This window comes from Exiguobacterium sp. SH3S3 (genome assembly GCF_004337115.1).
GTDB lineage: Bacteria > Bacillota > Bacilli > Exiguobacteriales > Exiguobacteriaceae > Exiguobacterium > Exiguobacterium aurantiacum_A.
On record NZ_SJUU01000004.1, the window covers coordinates 17,105 to 35,203 of the forward strand.

15 protein-coding genes and 2 tRNA genes are annotated in these 18,099 nt (G+C 50.8%); 15 read left to right on the forward strand and 2 right to left on the reverse strand.

Going from position 1 to position 18,099, the window contains the following annotated elements; translation table 11 throughout:
• Nucleotides 1-67: 67 nt before the first annotated feature.
• Nucleotides 68-1,189 carry a flavodoxin-dependent (E)-4-hydroxy-3-methylbut-2-enyl-diphosphate synthase gene (gene ispG, locus EVJ28_RS04910; RefSeq protein WP_016508052.1) on the reverse strand — a complete coding sequence of 374 codons (1,122 nt, stop codon included), beginning with the start codon at nt 1,187-1,189 and terminating at the stop codon, nt 68-70.
• Between the two features lie 218 nt (nt 1,190-1,407).
• Here ispG and EVJ28_RS04915 point away from each other — a divergent pair, with 218 nt between their 5' ends.
• Nucleotides 1,408-3,093 carry a methyl-accepting chemotaxis protein gene (locus tag EVJ28_RS04915; RefSeq protein WP_131488178.1) on the forward strand — a complete coding sequence of 562 codons (1,686 nt, stop codon included), beginning with the start codon at nt 1,408-1,410 and terminating at the stop codon, nt 3,091-3,093.
• 21 nt (nt 3,094-3,114) lie between these two features.
• Here the strand turns inward: EVJ28_RS04915 and EVJ28_RS04920 are convergent, their stop codons facing one another.
• Nucleotides 3,115-3,573 (reverse strand): hypothetical protein, encoded by a 459-nt coding sequence (locus tag EVJ28_RS04920; protein WP_236634045.1) that lies wholly within the window; start codon nt 3,571-3,573, stop codon nt 3,115-3,117.
• Between the two features lie 182 nt (nt 3,574-3,755).
• On the opposite strand from EVJ28_RS04920, the gene EVJ28_RS04925 reads away from it, so the two are divergent.
• The 14 genes from EVJ28_RS04925 (at nt 3,756) to rpmG (ending at nt 18,091) form a co-directional block, all read left to right on the forward strand.
• Complete coding sequence (locus EVJ28_RS04925; protein WP_131459029.1) at nt 3,756-5,402, forward strand: Na/Pi cotransporter family protein; 1,647 nt, start codon at nt 3,756-3,758, stop codon at nt 5,400-5,402.
• 115 nt (nt 5,403-5,517) lie between these two features.
• Nucleotides 5,518-5,594 (forward strand) — tRNA-Met (locus tag EVJ28_RS04930).
• Between the two features lie 4 nt (nt 5,595-5,598).
• A tRNA-Ile gene (locus EVJ28_RS04935) sits at nt 5,599-5,672 on the forward strand.
• Between the two features lie 122 nt (nt 5,673-5,794).
• Entirely contained in the window at nt 5,795-7,264 is a 1,470-nt protein-coding gene (locus EVJ28_RS04940) for an alpha-amylase (RefSeq protein ID WP_131458740.1), read from the forward strand.
• A gap of 84 nt (nt 7,265-7,348) precedes the next feature.
• On the forward strand, nt 7,349-7,957 hold the full coding sequence (locus EVJ28_RS04945; protein WP_071397750.1) for a superoxide dismutase: 609 nt from the start codon (nt 7,349-7,351) through the stop codon (nt 7,955-7,957).
• 153 nt (nt 7,958-8,110) lie between these two features.
• Nucleotides 8,111-10,168 (forward strand): peptidoglycan D,D-transpeptidase FtsI family protein, encoded by a 2,058-nt coding sequence (locus EVJ28_RS04950; RefSeq protein WP_201738401.1) that lies wholly within the window; start codon nt 8,111-8,113, stop codon nt 10,166-10,168.
• A 152-nt stretch (nt 10,169-10,320) separates the two neighbouring features.
• A complete protein-coding gene (locus tag EVJ28_RS04955; RefSeq protein WP_131488182.1) occupies nt 10,321-11,259 on the forward strand; it encodes a PstS family phosphate ABC transporter substrate-binding protein in 939 nt (312 codons plus the stop codon).
• An 84-nt stretch (nt 11,260-11,343) separates the two neighbouring features.
• The gene (gene pstC, locus EVJ28_RS04960) at nt 11,344-12,288 is read left to right on the forward strand and encodes a phosphate ABC transporter permease subunit PstC (protein ID WP_131463763.1); all 945 of its coding nucleotides are present in this window, start codon (nt 11,344-11,346) and stop codon (nt 12,286-12,288) included.
• Between the two features lies 1 nt (nt 12,289).
• Nucleotides 12,290-13,201 carry a phosphate ABC transporter permease PstA gene (pstA, locus tag EVJ28_RS04965; RefSeq protein ID WP_131488184.1) on the forward strand — a complete coding sequence of 304 codons (912 nt, stop codon included), beginning with the start codon at nt 12,290-12,292 and terminating at the stop codon, nt 13,199-13,201.
• Between the two features lie 103 nt (nt 13,202-13,304).
• Entirely contained in the window at nt 13,305-14,066 is a 762-nt protein-coding gene (gene pstB / locus EVJ28_RS04970) for a phosphate ABC transporter ATP-binding protein PstB (protein ID WP_233589588.1), read from the forward strand.
• Nucleotides 14,067-14,081: 15 nt separating this feature from the next.
• Nucleotides 14,082-14,744: a phosphate signaling complex protein PhoU gene (gene phoU, locus EVJ28_RS04975; RefSeq protein ID WP_131463758.1), complete on the forward strand. Its 663-nt coding sequence runs from the start codon at nt 14,082-14,084 to the stop codon at nt 14,742-14,744.
• A 119-nt stretch (nt 14,745-14,863) separates the two neighbouring features.
• The gene (locus EVJ28_RS04980; protein WP_131440104.1) at nt 14,864-15,628 is read left to right on the forward strand and encodes a DUF4912 domain-containing protein; all 765 of its coding nucleotides are present in this window, start codon (nt 14,864-14,866) and stop codon (nt 15,626-15,628) included.
• Between the two features lie 12 nt (nt 15,629-15,640).
• A complete protein-coding gene (locus tag EVJ28_RS04985) occupies nt 15,641-17,842 on the forward strand; it encodes a 1,4-alpha-glucan branching protein domain-containing protein (protein ID WP_131488186.1) in 2,202 nt (733 codons plus the stop codon).
• 84 nt (nt 17,843-17,926) lie between these two features.
• Nucleotides 17,927-18,091, forward strand: a complete 165-nt coding sequence (gene rpmG, locus EVJ28_RS04990; RefSeq protein WP_016510885.1) for a 50S ribosomal protein L33 — start codon at nt 17,927-17,929, stop codon at nt 18,089-18,091.
• Nucleotides 18,092-18,099 lie beyond the last annotated feature (8 nt).

Genomic DNA, 18,099 nt, shown 5'->3' on the forward strand with positions numbered 1-18,099 from the left:
GATTCCTCCTTGCCATAACACTCATTGTATCAAAAGCCCGCTCGGTTGCAACCGAGCGGGCGAGAGATTAGTTAGATTGGTTGGCAAGTTGTTGTTCTTCAAGCTCACGCGCGGCAAGTTTCTCGGCGACTATGGCGTCGATTTCTTTCTTCAACTCTTCGACCATCGTTGCTTCCGGTACTTTACGGATGATTTTCCCGTGCCGGAAGAGCAGGCCTTCGTTACGGGCACCGGCGATGCCGATGTCCGCCTCACGTGCTTCACCCGGTCCGTTGACCGCGCAGCCGAGGACGGCGACTTTGATGTTGACGTTAATGTTTTGGATGTACTCTTCAACTTCTTTCGCAATCGAGATCAAATCGATTTCGATGCGGCCGCATGTCGGGCAAGAGATGAGCGTCGCGGCGTTAGCGGCTAGGCCGAACGACTTGAGCACTTCTTTGGCGACTTTGATCTCTTCGACAGGGTCGTCAGACAGCGACACACGAACCGTCGAGCCGATTCCGAGTGAGAGGATCGCACCGAGTCCGGCCGCTGATTTGAGTGATCCTGAGAACAGCGGTCCTGATTCAGTGATCCCGACGTGGAGCGGGTAGTCGAACGTCTTCGCGGCGAGCGTGTACGCCTCGAGGGCAAGGTTCACGTCAGACGCTTTGAGCGAGATGATCGTGTTGTAAAAACCGAGGTCCTCTAAAATCTTGACGTGATGCATCGCACTTTCGACCATGCCTTGAGCTGTCGGATATCCGTATTTTTCGAGGAACTGCTTCTCGAGCGATCCGGCGTTGACACCGATGCGGATCGGGATGCCTTTCGCTTTAGCGGCGTTAACGACCGCTTCGACTTTTTCGCGGCGACCGATGTTGCCGGGGTTGATCCGAATCTTATCGACACCGCTTTCGATGGCTTTCAACGCCAATTTGTAGTCGAAGTGAATATCGACGACGAGCGGGATGTTGATGCGACTCTTGATTTCAGCGAGCGCGTCGGCCGCTCGCTCATCTGGACAAGCGACGCGGACGATTTGGCAACCTGCTTCTTCAAGACGTAAAATTTCGGCGACAGTCGCTTCGACGTCGTGCGTTTTCGTCGTCGTCATCGACTGAATGACGACTTCATCAGATCCTCCGATGATGACGTTGCCGACACGAATCGGACGAGTTAATGAACGGTGTAAAATTTCTGACATATACGTAATCTCCTTCTTTTGGAAAGGTTCCAATCGATTTAGATGGTTGGTTTCTTTCTTATCATAACGAAATGCTTGTGAAAAAGCACCCGGCAAGCGCTCCTGAGATGTGCTCTTTACAAAGTCTAACGTTATCTTAACAGATGCTTCATAATTTTCCACCGTCTCAAGACCGATATATCGGACGAATAGTAACTTGAGAAAGGTGAGGATTAGATGTGTTAACGCGATTGCAACAGCTGTGGAAGCAGCGACGTCCCGACGGCGTCAAAATTGAGCGACGTCTCCAATGGACGCTGATGCCGCTTGTCGTCATCCTGTTTTTGACGACGTTCGGTTGGTTCGCCCTGAGAGCGGAACACTTGTTGACAGCTGAAGTCGAGAAGCGCTTACTCCGAGAAGCGACAGTCATGCGCGAGACGGTCAAAACGACGTACGGGGCATACCTATCAAATGAAAAAGGGTTGGTACGCTCATTGAAGTCGACGTACATGCAACAGGCGTCAATTTTATCAGCGGACGGACTCGAGGCCGGTCAGTACTTGATTCGAGACGAGCAAGTCGAGCAATTGACAGGAAAAAAAGCGAGCAAGCAGCTTGAAGACAAATTTAATGAAGTGACAGTGAACGAACTCGCAGTCATTGAACGAGACGATTTCTTTTTAGCAGCGGTTCCGATCCCAGAACTACAAGCTCATTACGTATTGGCTGTCACGAGACAATCGGTACTTGGCTCGATGTGGGAACTTCGACAGGCGCTTTTCGCTGTGATCATCATAGCGATGGGAATCATTATCTATTTATTTTCTCGGATGATTCGTCGCGAAGTCAGACCGTTATCGCAGTTTGCGACGCGACTGCGTGAGGCGGTAGAGACGCGTGCTTTTAAAGAAGTAGACTTAGGAGCCAAGTCGTTCGAGATCCGTAGTTTAGAGCGTGAGTACAATACGTTCATCGGTCTGTGGAAAAAGTCGTTGCTGACGATGGACGAGACGTCTTTGGCGTTTGAGACGAGCTTGCCGACGTTCATGCGGCAACTTGCATCAAATGAACAACAAGTTGTCGCTTTTAAAGAAGTCGCAAGTACGGTCGAACAGACGAGTCGATCGTATCAGGCGTTTACGAGTGAATCGACGCATCGCTTCACGGACATTGCGGCCCATGTCGCGGCACTCAAACAAGATATTTCGGCTGTCGACTTGAGAGCGGTAGCGCTGCAACAAACGATTTCGAGCGAAATCGCCTCGTTTGCTTCGGTCAGAGGCGTGAGCGAGCAGTTCAAAGAGAAGGCGGGCGGTATCCAAGAGCGTTTACGCGACAGCGCGGAAACGTCAGAACGAGCCGACGAAGCGCTACAGACGATTTTATCGGTCGCGGCAGCCACGAAGATGTTGGCATTGAACGCCTCAATCGAAGCGGCTCGCGCCGGGGAACACGGAAAAGGGTTTGCTGTCGTCGCTCATGAAGTCGGTCAGCTAGCGAAAGTGACGAATGAATCTTCGATACTTGCCGTTGCGGCAATCGGACAAATTAAATCCGAACGGGAAGAGATTTTTAGCGATATGATTCGCTTCGGCGACGATATCCTTCATCTAGGTGAGACGTTGGACCGAGTTGAGGCAGGGATTGCGAGAATCAATCACGAAGTGCGCGACCAGATGGCTGAGTTCCAATCGATCACGGATCAGACGGCCGCAACGGGAAGTCAGTTGCTCCACATGGCGGAAGCGAACGAACAACTGAAAGAAATCGGCTTGACGCTCGAGCGGAAGTTGAACGAATTGTACGAAGGGGTCGAAGTATGGACGGACGTTCAAGCAACGTTACAAGCAGCCGGGACAGACCTCGGTCATCAAAGTCGACGGCTGCAGGAAGTACTTACTGAACTTGCACCGAAGACGTGATAAAAATCGGGACAGCGCGTATTAGCGCCGTCCCGAGTTTTTTTGTTTAAGCGGAATTTGGAATAGCGGGACGGTCAAGAAGACGATCGTGACGACAAAGCCGAGCCAAAGAAATGCGGGCATGAAGTGATATAAGGCGACGAGCACGAGCGTCGGTACGAGTGTCATCGCGACCGCGTAAGGCCAAGCTTGCCGATACGGCCACGGTTTCTTCATTCGAAGTCTCGTCACGAGTTGAACGAACAAGGCGGCGACGGCGACCCAAGTCATATAGAAGAAGAAGATGGCGAACCCGTGTAAAAACAACCACATCGGTGCGAAAAAATCGGGCCGCAAGACGAGGTAATCTAAGACAGTCGCGACGATTGTAAAGACGAGGCTCGCCAACATATAAGCGTGTAGCGGAGCTAGACGGAGCCGTAGCGTTTGCTTCGTAGGTAGCAGGCTATGGCGGATAAACATTGATGTCGTTTTAAGCATACAGACAAAACCCCATTCTGTTATAGTACAAATTATCTAAAACGCATAAAAATAAGACAGCTATTTAATAAAACCTTAACATTAAACGTGTTTACATCGACTCAGGGAAGAAGGCATAATGAGTAAGGCAACAAGAACCAATTAAACACAACCAATTCACAATCAAAAGGAGTACAAAAATCGTGGAATACAATTTGCAAGAAATGTTATTCATGTTTTTTGGAGGATTAGGGATCTTCCTATTCGGTATCAAATCGATGGGAGACGGCCTTCAAAAGTCTGCAGGAGATCGACTCCGCGACATCCTTGATAAGTATACAACGAATCCATTCCTCGGAGTACTAGCCGGGATCATCGTTACGATTCTTCTTCAGACGTCTACAGGTACGACAGTTATCACGGTCGGTCTTGTCAGTGCCGGCTTCATGACGCTCCGTCAAGCGATCGGGGTCATCATGGGTGCGAACATCGGGACAACGGTGACAGCGTTCATCATCGGAATTGATATCGGTGAGTATGCGCTCCCGATGATTGCCGTCGGTTCTGCACTGTTGTTCTTCTTTAAAAAAGAGAAGTTTCAACATATGGGTCAAATCATCTTTGGCGCCGGAGCTCTCTTCTACGGTCTTGAACTTATGGGAGATGGCATGCGTCCGCTCCGTACGAGCGAGTACTTCTTCGAACTCACACAATCGATGAGTCAAAACCCGATCCTCGGAGTTGTCGTCGGTACGGTGTTCACGTTGATCGTTCAATCGTCATCAGCGACGATCGGTGTCCTCCAGGAACTATACGCTGGTGGTTCGATCGACTTGAAGGCCGCTCTACCGGTCTTGTTCGGTGATAACATTGGGACGACAATCACAGCGGTTCTCGCTGCACTCGGTGCGTCAGTCGCGGCTCGTCGCGCAGCTGCGGCCCACGTCATCTTTAACTTGGTCGGGACGGCCATGTTCTTGATTATCTTACCGCTCTTTACGCAATACATTTTCTGGATTACAAATTTCCTTAACATTGAGGCGAAGATGCAAATCGCCTTCGCCCACGGTACGTTCAACGTCGCCAACACATTGATCCAGTTCTGGTTCATCGGAACGATTGCTTGGGTCGTGACGAAACTCGTACCAGGCGAAGATTCAATTGTCGATACGAAAGCACAGCACTTGGACCCAATCTTCATTCAACAGTCGCCTTCAATCGCGGTCGAGCAAGCTAAATATGAAGTCATCCGCATGGGTGATTTCGCGAAACTCGGTCTTGATGAGGCACGTTCTTATATGGAGACTGGTGACAAGAAGCACGCGGAAAAATCAGCGCACATTGAAGATGCGTTAAACTCGCTTAACTCTAAAATTACGGATTATCTTGTTCAACTCGCGGCAGTCGATTTGACGGAGCACGAATCACAACAGCATAAGACACTCATGCATGCCATCAACGACATCGAGCGAATCGGTGACCACGTTGAGAACATCATCGAGTTGATCGACTATAAGACGGCGACGCGCATCACGCTCTCGCCGGGAGCCCAAAAAGAGTTGACGGAAATGTATGATCTGACACGGGCCACACTCGAGAAGTCACTCCAAACGCTCGCGAGCGGTGATATGGTCGAGGCGCGTCAAGTCATCGAGATGGAAGCGAAACTCGACATGCTCGAGCGCCAGTTCCGCAAAAATCATGTCGTTCGTTTGAACACAGGTGAATGTGACGGCCAAGCTGGTATGTTCTTCGTCGATATGCTCTCGAACCTTGAGCGGATCGGTGACCATGCGATGAACATCACGGAAATCACACTCGAAGACGCAACGAACGAAGTATCGGTCTAACGTTTCGAAAAAGTTCTGCTACTTAAGTTGTAAGTAGTAGGACTTTTTTTCGTACATATGACTTTTCATTGACAGTGGCGGCTTCATTCAGTATATTATTACTGTATAACAACGTGGCGGTGTAGCTCAGCTGGCTAGAGCGTACGGTTCATACCCGTGAGGTCGTGGGTTCGACTCCCTCCGCCGCTACCAATAAGGACCCTTAGCTCAGCTGGTTAGAGCAGACGGCTCATAACCGTCCGGTCGTAGGTTCAAGTCCTACAGGGTCCATCAAAGACAGCTTTCTGATGAAAGCTGTCTTTTTATTTACATTTTTGTTTTCAAAAGTGAAGACGTGGGTAAATATTCGTTAGCATTTTATTTTTGAAAATTATGAAACGAGGCGAAGTAAGATGGAACGAAATCATACGATGATGCAATTTTTTGAATGGCACGTCCCGGCTGACCAAAAGCATTGGAAGCGATTGAAAGAACGTGCTTCTAAGTTGAAAAAAGCAGGAATCACCGCACTTTGGTTGCCACCTGTCACAAAAGGTCAAAATGATGAGGATACGGGATATGGTGTCTATGATTTGTATGATTTAGGCGAGTTTGATCAAAAAGGGACCATCGCTACAAAATATGGGACGAAGCAAGAGCTGCTTGAGGCGACGAAACACGCCCAAGAGCTCGGGATGCAAGTATATATGGACGTCGTGTTGAACCATAAAGCTGGAGCCGACGCAACCGAGAAGTTCGACGTGTTAGAAGTCGACTCGGAAGACCGGACGAAAGTGTTGTCGGAAGAACCGTTTGAGATCGAAGGGTGGACGAAGTTTGATTATAAAGAACGAAACGATAAGTACTCGTCGTTCAAATGGAACTTCCATCATTTCAACGGTACGGACTATGACGCGGCGAGCGAGCATAGGGGTATCTTCTTCATCTTAGGCGATAACAAAAAATGGAATGACAACGTCGATAGTGAGTTCGGCGTATACGATTATCTGATGTTCGCGAACATTGACTATCATCATCCGGAAGTCCGGGAAGAAGTGTTAAGTTGGGGCAAGTGGTTCATCGAAGAGACGAAATGTGACGGCTTCCGTCTCGATGCGATCAAACATATTAACTATGATTTCGTCAAAGAGTTCAGCCAAACGATGAAAGATGAAAAAGGCGAGAACTTTTACTTGGTCGGTGAGTTTTGGAAGTCAGAGCTCGAAGATTGCCGCGCCTTTTTAGACAATATCGACTATCACGTCGATCTGTTCGACGTGCCGCTCCACTACAATTTGCAACGTGCCTCGATCGAAGGTGCATCGTTTGATTTGCGGACGATTTTTGACGACACGCTCGTCCAGTCCCACCCGTTTCACTCGGTCACGTTCGTCGACAACCATGACTCACAGCCGGCCGAGGCGCTCGAATCATGGGTCAAAGATTGGTTTAAACAAAGTGCTTACGGTCTGATCTTGCTTCGCCGAGACGGTTATCCGTGCGTCTTCTATGGGGATTACTACGGTATCAACGGGCCCCACCCGACTGAAGGGAAGAAACAGGCCATCGATCCGCTTCTGTACGCACGTCGCGAAAAAGCATACGGGCAGCAAGATGATTACTTCGATAACGAGAACGTGATCGGCTGGGTCCGACACGGTAGCGAGGACATCGAGCGCTCAGGTTGTGCCGTCATCATCTCGAATAACGAGGAGGCGGAGAAACGGATGTACGTCGGGGAATATCGTGCCGGGGAGAAATGGGTCGACTTGACGCAGACGATCGATGAAATCATCGAGATTGACGAAGATGGAAAAGGGGTATTTAAAGTAGCGGCAGGATCGATCTCGGTCTGGGCGTTGCCGGACGAAGAGGTGGAATAAGCCTTTACAATTGAGTAAGCCGTCACAAATCTGTTACATTTAAAGCGAACGTTGTTCAAACCAATTTAAAGGGGGATTTTAGTTATGGCTAAATTTGAATTACCACAACTTGATTACGCATACGATGCACTCGAACCACACATTGACGCACGCACGATGGAAATCCACCATTCGAAACACCACAACGCTTACGTCACGAACGTGAACAATGCACTCGAAGGAAAAGATGTAGAGTACTCTTCACTTGAAGACTTGCTCCAAAAACTCGATTCGCTTCCTGCTGACATTCAGACAGCTGTTCGTAACAACGGCGGCGGCCATTGGAACCACTCGTTCTTCTGGAAGTTGTTGAAGAAAAACGAGAACGGGACACCAACGGGCGAACTCGCAACGGCGATCGACGAAGCGTTCGGCAGCTTTGACGCGTTTAAAGATGAGTTCACGAAAGCCGCTACAACTCGTTTCGGTTCAGGTTGGGCTTGGCTCGTCGTCAAAGGCGGCAAGCTCGAAGTCACGTCGACACCGAACCAAGATTCACCGATCATGGAAGGCATCACGCCGATCCTCGGACTCGATGTTTGGGAGCACGCGTACTACTTGAACTATCAAAACCGTCGCCCGGACTACATCCAAGCGTTCTTCCACGTCATCGACTGGGATTACGTCGCGAAGCTTTACGCTGACGCCAAATAATGACACGATCCCGAGATTCGGTTGAATCTCGGGATTTTTTCTACATTTCATTAATTTGTAAACAAATTATGATATAGTGAAAATCGAGTCTGAAAATAGAAATACAGAAAAGTATAATATAGAAGCAACTGAATGTGGAAGGAGATAACTGAATTGGCTAGACACCGTGTGAAAGTGCCGAAAAAACGGCGTAACCACCTTCCGTTACGGTTAAATTTATTGTTCTTTATCGTCTTCATCTTGTTTGCGACGTTGATTTTTCGGTTAGGCGTCGTCCAAATCGTCAACGGAGAGTTGATCGCCCGAGAAGTTCAAAAGACCGAGTCGAGCAAGATCAAGTACGAGGTGCCTCGCGGCAAAATCTACGATCGGAACGGGCAAGTTTTGGCCGACACGATCTCGAACTATTCGGTCATGTACCGTCGCTCCCAAGTGACGAAAACGGAGGAGCGTCTCGATGTTGCGGTCAAACTTGCTAAGATCGTCGACATTCCGGAGAAAGACCGCAAAGTGACCGAACGGGACCGCAAGGACTATTGGATCGCCATCGATCCCGAGCGCTCGCAAGAACGAGTTCAATCGCTTCTCGCCGAGCTGCCGGAAGAAGAGCGGGCCGCCTTGTCGAACCAAGCAGTCGATCAGTTGCTGCTTGATTCAATCACACAAGCAGAGATCACGTTCGATGATGCGACCGAAGAGATCATCGCCATCAAACATAATATGGAGAGCGGGTACGCGTTAGACCCACAAGTCATCAAGATCGGCGCGTCGCCGAAAGAGATGGCTTTGATCGAAGAAAACTTGGAGCTGTTGCCAGGCGTCAGCGTCGAACCGTATTACCAGCGGGCTTATCCGTTCGGTGAAACGTTCCAAAGTTTCCTCGGAAGCTATCGTCAAATCCCGGCCGAGCAACGGGCCTCGTATCAAGCGAAAGGCTACGGGTTGAACGATCGGGTCGGGACGTCTTATCTCGAGCAGCAATATGAAGATATTTTACGCGGGACCCCGGCCTATGACGTTTTCACGACGTATAAAGGTCAACCGGTCGGTGAGCCTACGCGCGTGAGCGGTAATCCCGGAAAAGACATCATCTTGTCGACGGATATCGAATTCCAAAAAGAAGTCGATGAGATCTTGAAGAAGGCGATCCGTGCCGGGCGTTCGGGGAGTCCGCACTTCGACCGGGCTTTCGTTGTCGTCATGAATCCGAAGACGGGCGAGCTGCTCGCTTTGTCTGGCCAAGAGTTAGATCTTGAGACGAACGAGTTTAAAGACGTCTCGACAGGAACCGTGCTCCGGGCGAGCCAAATCGGCTCGACGATCAAAGGGGCGACCGTCGCGTTCGGACTTGAAGAAGAAGTCATCAAGCCGGGCGAATACATTTACGACGCGCCGATCCGCATCGGGTCTTCGCTCAAATCGTCTTACCGGAACATGGGGAACATCAACGACCTCGATGCGCTTGCCATGTCGTCGAACATTTACATGTTCCAGATCGCGCTCAGGCTCGCCGATTATTACTCGACCGGCCAAATCGTCGGTGACAACGTCACTGAGGCGTTCAATACGATGGAGCACTACTATAAACAGTTCGGACTCGGGATCGAGACGGGCATCGATCTTCCTTACGAATCAATCGGTTTCCGGAGCGTACCCGACCGCGTCACACTGTTGATGGATATGTCGATCGGTCAGTTCATCTCGTACACGCCGATCCAACTCGCGCAATATACGTCGACGCTTGCCAACGGCGGATATCGGGTGCAGCCGCATCTGTTAAAAGAGATCATTGAACCGGGATCGCTCGATGAGATGAACAAACAAGTCGTCAGCACGTTCCAGCCGAAAGCGCTGAACAAAGTCGACATCCGCGACGAGTTCATCCAGCGTTCGCGTCAAGGCTTCCGTCAAGGGGTCGAGAGCGGGACGTCACGGATTCTCCAACAGACGGGAGTGACGGCGGCCGGTAAGACCGGGACCGCGCAAGCGATCGCGGAAGGGCCGGACGGTCAAGCGAAGCGAAACGATAAAGGTGAGCCGATCAAGACGCTCAACTCGAACCACGTCGGCTGGGCTCCGTATGACGATCCAGAGATCGCGTGGGCGATCATCATGCCAGGTCTTGAGGCGGAAGGCGTCAACACGCGCGTCGCTCATGACATCATGAAAGCGTATTTTGATTTAGAAGACGTCCAAGCACAGCTCCAGTAAAGAAGTCACTTCGGTGGCTTCTTTTTTTATCTTTACAATTCTTTTACGTTCCGTTTATTTATCGTTAATAGTAGTTTATTAGGATGTTAATTGTAGGACGAAACAACAGACCCGCAACACAAATCAAAGCAAACTCAAGGAGGACGTCAGAAATGTCTTGGATGAAAAAATCAGCTCTATTCGCTTCAATCACTTCGGTGGCCATCGTCGGTGCCGCGTGTGGAAACAATGAAGAAGGAAACGGCGGAGCCGAAGGGGACGCACTTTCAGGTAAAGTCGTCATGGACGGTTCGTCTACCGTATTCCCGATCATGGAAGCGGTCGCTGAAGAGTATTCAGCTGAACAGCCAGACGTTGAAGTAACGGTCGGTGTATCTGGAACGGGCGGCGGCTTCAAACGTTTCGTGACCGGGGAGACAGACTTCTCGAACGCATCACGTGAAATCAAAGAAGAAGAAGCAGCCGAAGCTGAAGCGAACGGCGTCGAATACACAGAAATCGCGGTCGCGCTTGACGGATTGGCGGTTGTCGTCAACCCAGAGAACGATTGGGCCGATGATATCACGATGGATGAGCTTAACAAGATGTGGACAGACAGCAACGTGAAGACATGGAAAGACGTCCGCTCGGACTGGCCGGATGAAGAGATCTCATTCTTCTCACCTGGTAAAGACTCAGGTACGTTCGATTACTTCAACGAAGCAGTTCTCGAAGATACAGACGTTCGCCAAGATGCACAGTTGTCAGAAGACGACAACGTCCTCGTGACGGGTGTTGCCGGAACGAAAGGCGCGATCGGCTTCTTCGGATACGCGTACTACATTGAAAACGAAGGCACGTTGAAAGCGTTGAAAGTAGACGGTGTCGAGCCGACAGCTGAGAACGTGACATCGTTCGAATATCCACTCTCACGTCCAATCTACACGTACGTGAACAACGCATCGATGCAAGAAAAGCCGCAAGTTGTAAACTTCGCACGCTTTATGAACGAAAATGCCGCAGCACTTGCTGAAGAAGTCGGCTACGTCGCGATGGAGCAAGCAAGTTACGATGAGAACGCTAAACTGATTGATGAACTAGCTGGTGAATAAATAGAGCAAATGGCAGAAGGTGAGAGGCTCTCTCGCCTTCTCGCCATGCTTTCTAGTATGAAGAGGTAGGGAGCGATAAACGAGATGAACGAATCAAAAAATGAGTTCTCGATTCGAGAGATGATTAACGCGAATAAGCAAAAAAAATATAGTACGACGAACGTGTTTGATAAGGTCATGCCGTTCTTATTATTCTTGAGCGCATTTGTCTCGGTCGTCACGACGATCGGGATTGCTTTGACGCTCGGTTTCGAACTGTTCAAGTTCTTTGAAAAAGTCCCGGTACGCGACTTCCTCGGCTCGACCGAATGGTACCCGCTCAGTGCGGATCCGAGTTTCGGTGTTTGGGCACTCGTCATGGGCACACTCCAAATCACGCTCATCGCGATGATCGTGGCGGTGCCGCTCGGACTCGCGTCAGCCATTTATTTGAGCGAGTACGCGTCTGAACGGGCCCGTACGATTCTCAAGCCGATCCTTGAAGTCCTCGCCGGTGTTCCGACAATCGTCTTCGGGTTCTTCGCCTTGTCATTCGTCACACCGATCTTGCAGTCGCTCATTCCGGGGTTGAAGATTTATAACGCCCTCAGTCCAGGGATCGTCGTCGGCATCATGATCATCCCGATGATCGCGTCGATTTCGGAAGACGCGATGAGTGCCGTTCCGAAAAAGATTCGTGACGGGGCACTCGGCCTCGGTGCGACACGTCTAGAGGTCGCCCTCAAAGTCGTCATGCCGGCCGCGCTCTCAGGGATCATCGCTTCGATCGTCCTCGGGATGAGTCGAGCGATCGGTGAGACGATGATCGTGACGATCGCGGGTGGGTCGCAACCGAACTTCGAGTTCAACCCGCTCAACGCGATCCAAACGATGACGGCGTATATCGTCCAAATCGCCAAAGGTGATGCTGGTTACGGGACAATCGAATACTACAGTATCTATGCGGTCGGTGCGCTTCTATTCATCTTTACGCTCGTGATGAACTTGTTCGCGAACTGGGTGACGCGCCGCTTCAGAGAGGAGTACTAATATGGCTTTGCCGAACAGTGAGTTCAAGAATACGAAGAACTATATTGACCATGAGACCGTATCGCGACGGATTAAAAGTCGCCTACGATTGAACGAAGTCTTTAAATACATCTTTTTAGCGGGGCTCATCTTCGCCTTGCTCGTCCTATCGACGCTTATTTATGACGTGATCTCAAAAGGTGGCGGCTGGGTCAATCTCGACTTCCTCCGCAACTTCCCGTCACGCCGCGCCGAACAGGCCGGTCTTTATCCGGCTTTGATCGGGACGCTTTGGCTCATGATGCTAATCGTGCCGATGGTGTTTATCGTCGGTGTCGGTGCCGCGATTTACTTGGAAGAGTACGCACCGAAAAACCGGCTCACATCGTTTATCGAAGTGAACATCTCGAACTTGGCGGGTGTCCCGTCGATCGTGTTCGGTTTGCTCGGATTGACGTTCTTTGTCCGGACGGCCGGTCTTGGCAGCTCGGTCATGACGGGGGCGCTGACGCTCGGTCTGATGAGTTTGCCGATCGTCATCGTCGCGTCACAAGAAGCGCTACGGTCCGTTAAGATGGAGCTGCGTCACGCGTCGCTCGCAATGGGTGCCTCGAAATGGCAAACGACGTTCAACGTCGTGTTACCGTCAGCCATTCCAGGGATCATCACCGGGATCATCTTGGCCGTATCCCGGGCCATCGGCGAGACGGCACCGCTCATCATGATCGGAGCGGCGACGTTCATCTCGACGACACCGAACAATGTATTTTCAGATTTTACGGCGCTCCCGATCCAAATTTACAACTGGACGAGCCGTCCGCAAGCTGAATTCCAAAATCTTGCCGCTGCCGGCATCATCGTCTTGATGACAGTGCTCATCACGATGAACTCGGTCGCGATCTATATCCGCAACAAGTATACAAATCGACATTAAGTCGCAGCAGTAAACGAGGAGGACTCTCGAGATGATGAAACAAACAGAGCTTAAAGGAGATCACAACGTGAATACAACGACGACCCAACCGAACGAGACCGTGATGCAAAAAGACAGTGCTTATGTCGTGAACAATTTGAACTTATGGTACGGCGACGATCAAGCATTGATCGACGTCAATCTCGACATTAAGAAAAACGAAGTGACGGCCATCATCGGTCCGTCTGGTTGTGGGAAGTCGACGTTCATCAAGACGTTGAACCGGATGGTCGAACTCGTCCCGACGGTGCGGACGAACGGGGAGATTCTTTACCACGGCCGTAACATCTTTGATCGTGACTATAGAGTCGAAGATCTCCGCACGTCGGTCGGGATGGTGTTCCAGCAGCCAAACCCGTTCCCGAAATCCGTGTACGATAACGTCGCGTACGGACCGCGCACGCACGGGATCAAAAATAAAAAAGTGCTCGACGAGATCGTCGAACGCTCACTGCGCGGCGCCGCGATTTGGGAAGAAGTGAAAGATCGCTTGAACGAGAACGCCTACGGTCTCTCGGGTGGTCAGCAACAGCGCCTTTGTATCGCCCGGACACTTGCCATTGAACCAGACGTCATTCTTATGGACGAGCCGACGTCAGCGCTTGACCCGATCTCGACACTTAAAGTCGAAGAGCTCGTCCAAGAGTTGAAAGAGCAATATTCGATCATCATCGTCACGCACAACATGCAACAGGCAGCACGTGTGTCTGACAAGACGGCGTTCTTCTTGAACGGGGAAGTCGTCGAGTTCGACGCAACCGATAAAATCTTCTCGAATCCAACTGACAAGCGGACTGAAGATTACATTTCTGGCCGGTTCGGTTAAGAGGGGGAGATTACTATGGCACAAAATCGCGCATTTTTTGATGTTAAATTAAACGAACTAGAAGAGAAAGTCGTTCGCCTGGCGAACTTGACGATGCGCCAAACGGCGACGGCGATCGAGGTACTCGAGAAACGAGACCTCACGCTCGCCCAGACGGTGATCGACAATGATAACGAACTAGATGACCTCGAACTTGAAATCAACGACCAGGCGATTCTCTTGATTGCCAAACAACAACCGGTCGCGACTGATCTTCGCCGCTTGATCGTGACGATGAAGTCCGCGACCGATCTTGAACGGATCGCGGATTACGCGACGAACATCGCTAAAGCCGTGACGCGAATCGAGCACGTCCCGTACTTGCTTGACATTAAGCCGCTCAAGCAGATGGCCGAACAGTTGATCGATATGCTTGAACTCGCAACCCGGGCCTATCGTAAAGGTGAAGCCAGCCGGGTCCGTGAGTTGAATGAGATGGACAAAGTCATCGATGATCTCAACTTACAGGTGATCAAGCAATATATCGGAAGTCTACCGACGATGACGGTCGGAACGAACGATGTTTATGAGTTTGCAAACATCGCCCGCTATCTCGAGCGGATGGGCGACCATGTGACCAATTTCGGGGAACATTTGATTTTTCTCGAAAAAGGGAAGCATTATGATTTAAATCAGTGATAAAAGTGGTAAAGAACAACAGGTCTGTTGTTCTTTACTTTTTTTTGTGCAGGAATTCACTGAAAAAGAACGAATACGTAGAGCATATGGATTTTTTTTTGGAAGGGAGCCAGACATAAATGGAAGAAAAAATCGTATCCTTGAAACAACAAGGGCTTACGTTAAAACAGATTGCAGAACAATTAGACATGCCAGTCGGAAAAGTCCAGTACGCATGGCGTAAATGGCGTTCCCAGAACGGTGAGGTCACCAAGCCGACAACCGCTCCTAAAAAATCTTCTAATGAAGGGAAGGATAGAATGAAACGAAACGAGAAAGAAGCTCCAACAGTGGGGCAGGTCGCCTCGACACTCCATCACGAAGAGCCGAAGCAGTCACCGCTCCTTGAAACAGGTCCAGACGGTTTTTGGAAGCTTCCAGACCGCTACGATGTCGACCTCATGCACGCGGTCGTTCAATCCCCGAACGCGGTCTATGTTTTTTGGGAAGTGTCAGACGCTGTGAAAGAGACGCTGACGATGCAGTTCATGCGGCCGTGGGAAGATTTGCCGAAGGCGTTCCGCATCTTAGACATCACCCTGCTCGATTACACATCTGGTCATGCGAACCGGTCTTATACGTTCGAGTTGCCGGAAATGACGAACAGCTGGTTCGTCCGTCCGCTCGACCCGAACACGACGTACGTCTTCGAATTCGGGATTCGGACGATGGAAGGCGAATTTCTTCCGCTCGTCGCCTCGATGCCGATTGATACGCCGCGGAACGAACCGGCAGGAGTCGGACGTTTTGCCGAGCCGGTCAGACGTTGGCAATTCGGTGAAGTCGAGTCACCAGAACTACTCGATACGTTACCAAAATATTCTGCATACCGCTGCGTACGCTGAGGAGGACACACTATGAAACCAGGTTATTTTTCACTCGTCCTACATGCCCATCTTCCGTACGTGAGGCATGAAGAGAAACACCGGCTAGAAGAACGCTGGGTATATGAAGCCATCTCCGAGACATACATCCCGATTCTGTGGCAAGTCGATCGACTTCAACGGCCGCTACATTGGACGGTCAGTATTTCTCCGCCCGTCATCGAAATGCTCGCCGACCCGCTCGTCCAAGATCGCTACCTCGGGCATTTAGATGAGATGCTTGAACTGATTTCAATCGAACTGGCTGAGGGTCGGAGCGAACAAGAAGTCGAGACGCTTCATTTTTACGAGCGCCGTTATCAAGACTTGAAGAACACGTTCCTCCATTGGGAGAAAAATTTGAACCAAGCGTTCCGTACATATCGTGAGCGAGGCTTCATCGATATGGTCACATGTACGGCGACACACGGTTTCAACCCGCATCTGTTCACCGATCAGGCGGCGCGGGCCGAGATTCGGACCGGATTGAACTGCTTCGAGCGGCATTACGGCTTCCGTCCGACCGGCATTTGGTTACCGGAATGTGCGTATACGCCAGGAGTCGACCGCATCCTCTATGAGGAAGGGATTCGCTACACGTTCGTCGATGAGCACGCGTTGCTCGAGGCCGACCCGACGCCGGACAAAGGCATCGGTGCGCCTGTCTATTCGCCGCACGGAGTCGCTTTGTTCCCACGTGATCAAATTATCTCCGGGAAGATTTGGAGTTCGATGATCGGTTATCCGGGGCATCCGGACTATCGCGAGTTTTATCGCGATCTCGCCTACGATCGGGACTGGGAATACATTCAAGCGTTCATGCATCCGGAAGGCATCCGTTTCGACACAGGTTTGAAAATGCATCGTATCACGGGCGACAGCGACGAAAAAGACTATTACGTCCGCGGATGGGCCGAACATCAAATCGATAATCACGCGACCGATTTCGCCGAGACGCTCGCGGCGCATTTAGAAGCGCACGGTGGACAAACGTTCCCGCCGTTCCTCGTCACGGCACCGTTCGACGCCGAACTGTTCGGCCATTGGTGGTTTGAGGGCCCTGAATTTTTAGGGCAAGTCGCGGAGCGGCTAGAGGCATACGGGATTGAGACGATCACGCCGGCACTCTTCCTCGAGCGTCATTTCCAAGACCTGCAAACAGTACAAGTTTCGATGAACACGTGGGGCCGGAAAGGTTACGGCGATGTTTGGATCAACGAACGCAACGAATGGATGCTCAGACATTTGCACACGATGGAGACGCAACTCGTCAAAGACGTGGCCGACTATCGGAACACCTCGCCACTCGCCGACCGGGCGTTAAGACAGCTCATTCGTCATTACGTGCTTGCGGTCTCGAGCGATTGGGCGTTTATCTTGGACGGCCAGACGACGGCGCAATACGCCGCCGAACGTTTCCGGGAACATACCCGTCTGTTTGCCGAACTCGAGACGGCGCTCTACGAAGGCAAGCTATCGGATCGCTTGCTAGACGAGCACTACACGGTCTATCCGTTCTTAGACGACGTGGACATTGATATCGATACGTTCCTATCTCCACACGACTATTATGTGACGCAGGAGCGTGGCGAAGAAGGTGAGGTCATTCTCGTCCTCACGCCAGAATATACAGGCAATATCGTGGGCGACCTCGGTCACCGCGTCGTCGCTGAAGTCGAGGCACGAGCGGCTGACGGGGAGACCGTTTACGTCCTCACGCCGCACAGTGAAGGATTACCTGAATACGAGCGCCACAATCGCGTTCACGTGTACCGGGTCCCGCTCACGAGTCCGTTTCTAGAGCATGTCATGAACCAAATCGCTGCTCAGAACGTCGCCTACGTGAAACTCGTCCAACAGTTACAGACGATGGTCAACTTCAAAGCGGTCCATCATTTTGATTGGATGACGATTCCAGCGGCACGTTCACTTGCGAAGTCACTAGATGTTCCGTTATACTCAACTATGTTGTCATTTGAAACGACCCGCAACCCGCACGGGCACGGTGGCCTGTTCGATGCGATCCATCGCATTGAGAACGGCGTCCTCTCGGAAGCTGATACGGTTTATGTCGGTGAACAGCTCTCAATCGAGGAGCTCGCGACGCGGTATGTGATCGGCGATAACGTAAAAACGTGCCTACCGCTCGACGCGTCACCGTACGGGCAGAAACGTTTGAAAAAGAACGTGAAATAACCTTGCTTTTTCAAAAAAAACTTGGTAGGATAATTGAGTATGCTTAGACTGTAAAGCAAAAGCACTTGATACAACATTAGTAAGATGGGAGTGAAAGATATGCGCGTTAAAATCACACTAGCTTGCACAGAAACAGGCGATCGCACGTACATCACGAAGAAAAACAAACGTAACAACCCAGAGCGCCTTGAATTGCGCAAATACAACCCACGTCTCCGTCGTCACACGCTTTACCGCGAAGTGAAATAATTGAGACC

What these genes read in the sequence shown, in the direction of transcription:
- rpmG (WP_016510885.1), top strand. Translation starts at nt 17,927, where the DNA reads ATGGGAGTGAAAGATATGCGCGTTAAAATCACACTAGCTTGCACAGAA.
- EVJ28_RS04940 (WP_131458740.1), top strand. Translation starts at nt 5,795, where the DNA reads ATGGAACGAAATCATACGATGATGCAATTTTTTGAATGGCACGTCCCG.
- EVJ28_RS04945 (WP_071397750.1), top strand. Translation starts at nt 7,349, where the DNA reads ATGGCTAAATTTGAATTACCACAACTTGATTACGCATACGATGCACTC.
- EVJ28_RS04985 (WP_131488186.1), top strand. Translation starts at nt 15,641, where the DNA reads ATGAAACCAGGTTATTTTTCACTCGTCCTACATGCCCATCTTCCGTAC.
- phoU (WP_131463758.1), top strand. Translation starts at nt 14,082, where the DNA reads ATGGCACAAAATCGCGCATTTTTTGATGTTAAATTAAACGAACTAGAA.
- pstB (WP_233589588.1), top strand. Translation starts at nt 13,305, where the DNA reads ATGCAAAAAGACAGTGCTTATGTCGTGAACAATTTGAACTTATGGTAC.
- EVJ28_RS04955 (WP_131488182.1), top strand. Translation starts at nt 10,321, where the DNA reads ATGTCTTGGATGAAAAAATCAGCTCTATTCGCTTCAATCACTTCGGTG.
- pstA (WP_131488184.1), top strand. Translation starts at nt 12,290, where the DNA reads ATGGCTTTGCCGAACAGTGAGTTCAAGAATACGAAGAACTATATTGAC.
- ispG (WP_016508052.1), bottom strand. Translation starts at nt 1,189, where the DNA reads ATGTCAGAAATTTTACACCGTTCATTAACTCGTCCGATTCGTGTCGGC.
- pstC (WP_131463763.1), top strand. Translation starts at nt 11,344, where the DNA reads ATGAACGAATCAAAAAATGAGTTCTCGATTCGAGAGATGATTAACGCG.
- EVJ28_RS04920 (WP_236634045.1), bottom strand. Translation starts at nt 3,573, where the DNA reads ATGCTTAAAACGACATCAATGTTTATCCGCCATAGCCTGCTACCTACG.
- EVJ28_RS04980 (WP_131440104.1), top strand. Translation starts at nt 14,864, where the DNA reads ATGGAAGAAAAAATCGTATCCTTGAAACAACAAGGGCTTACGTTAAAA.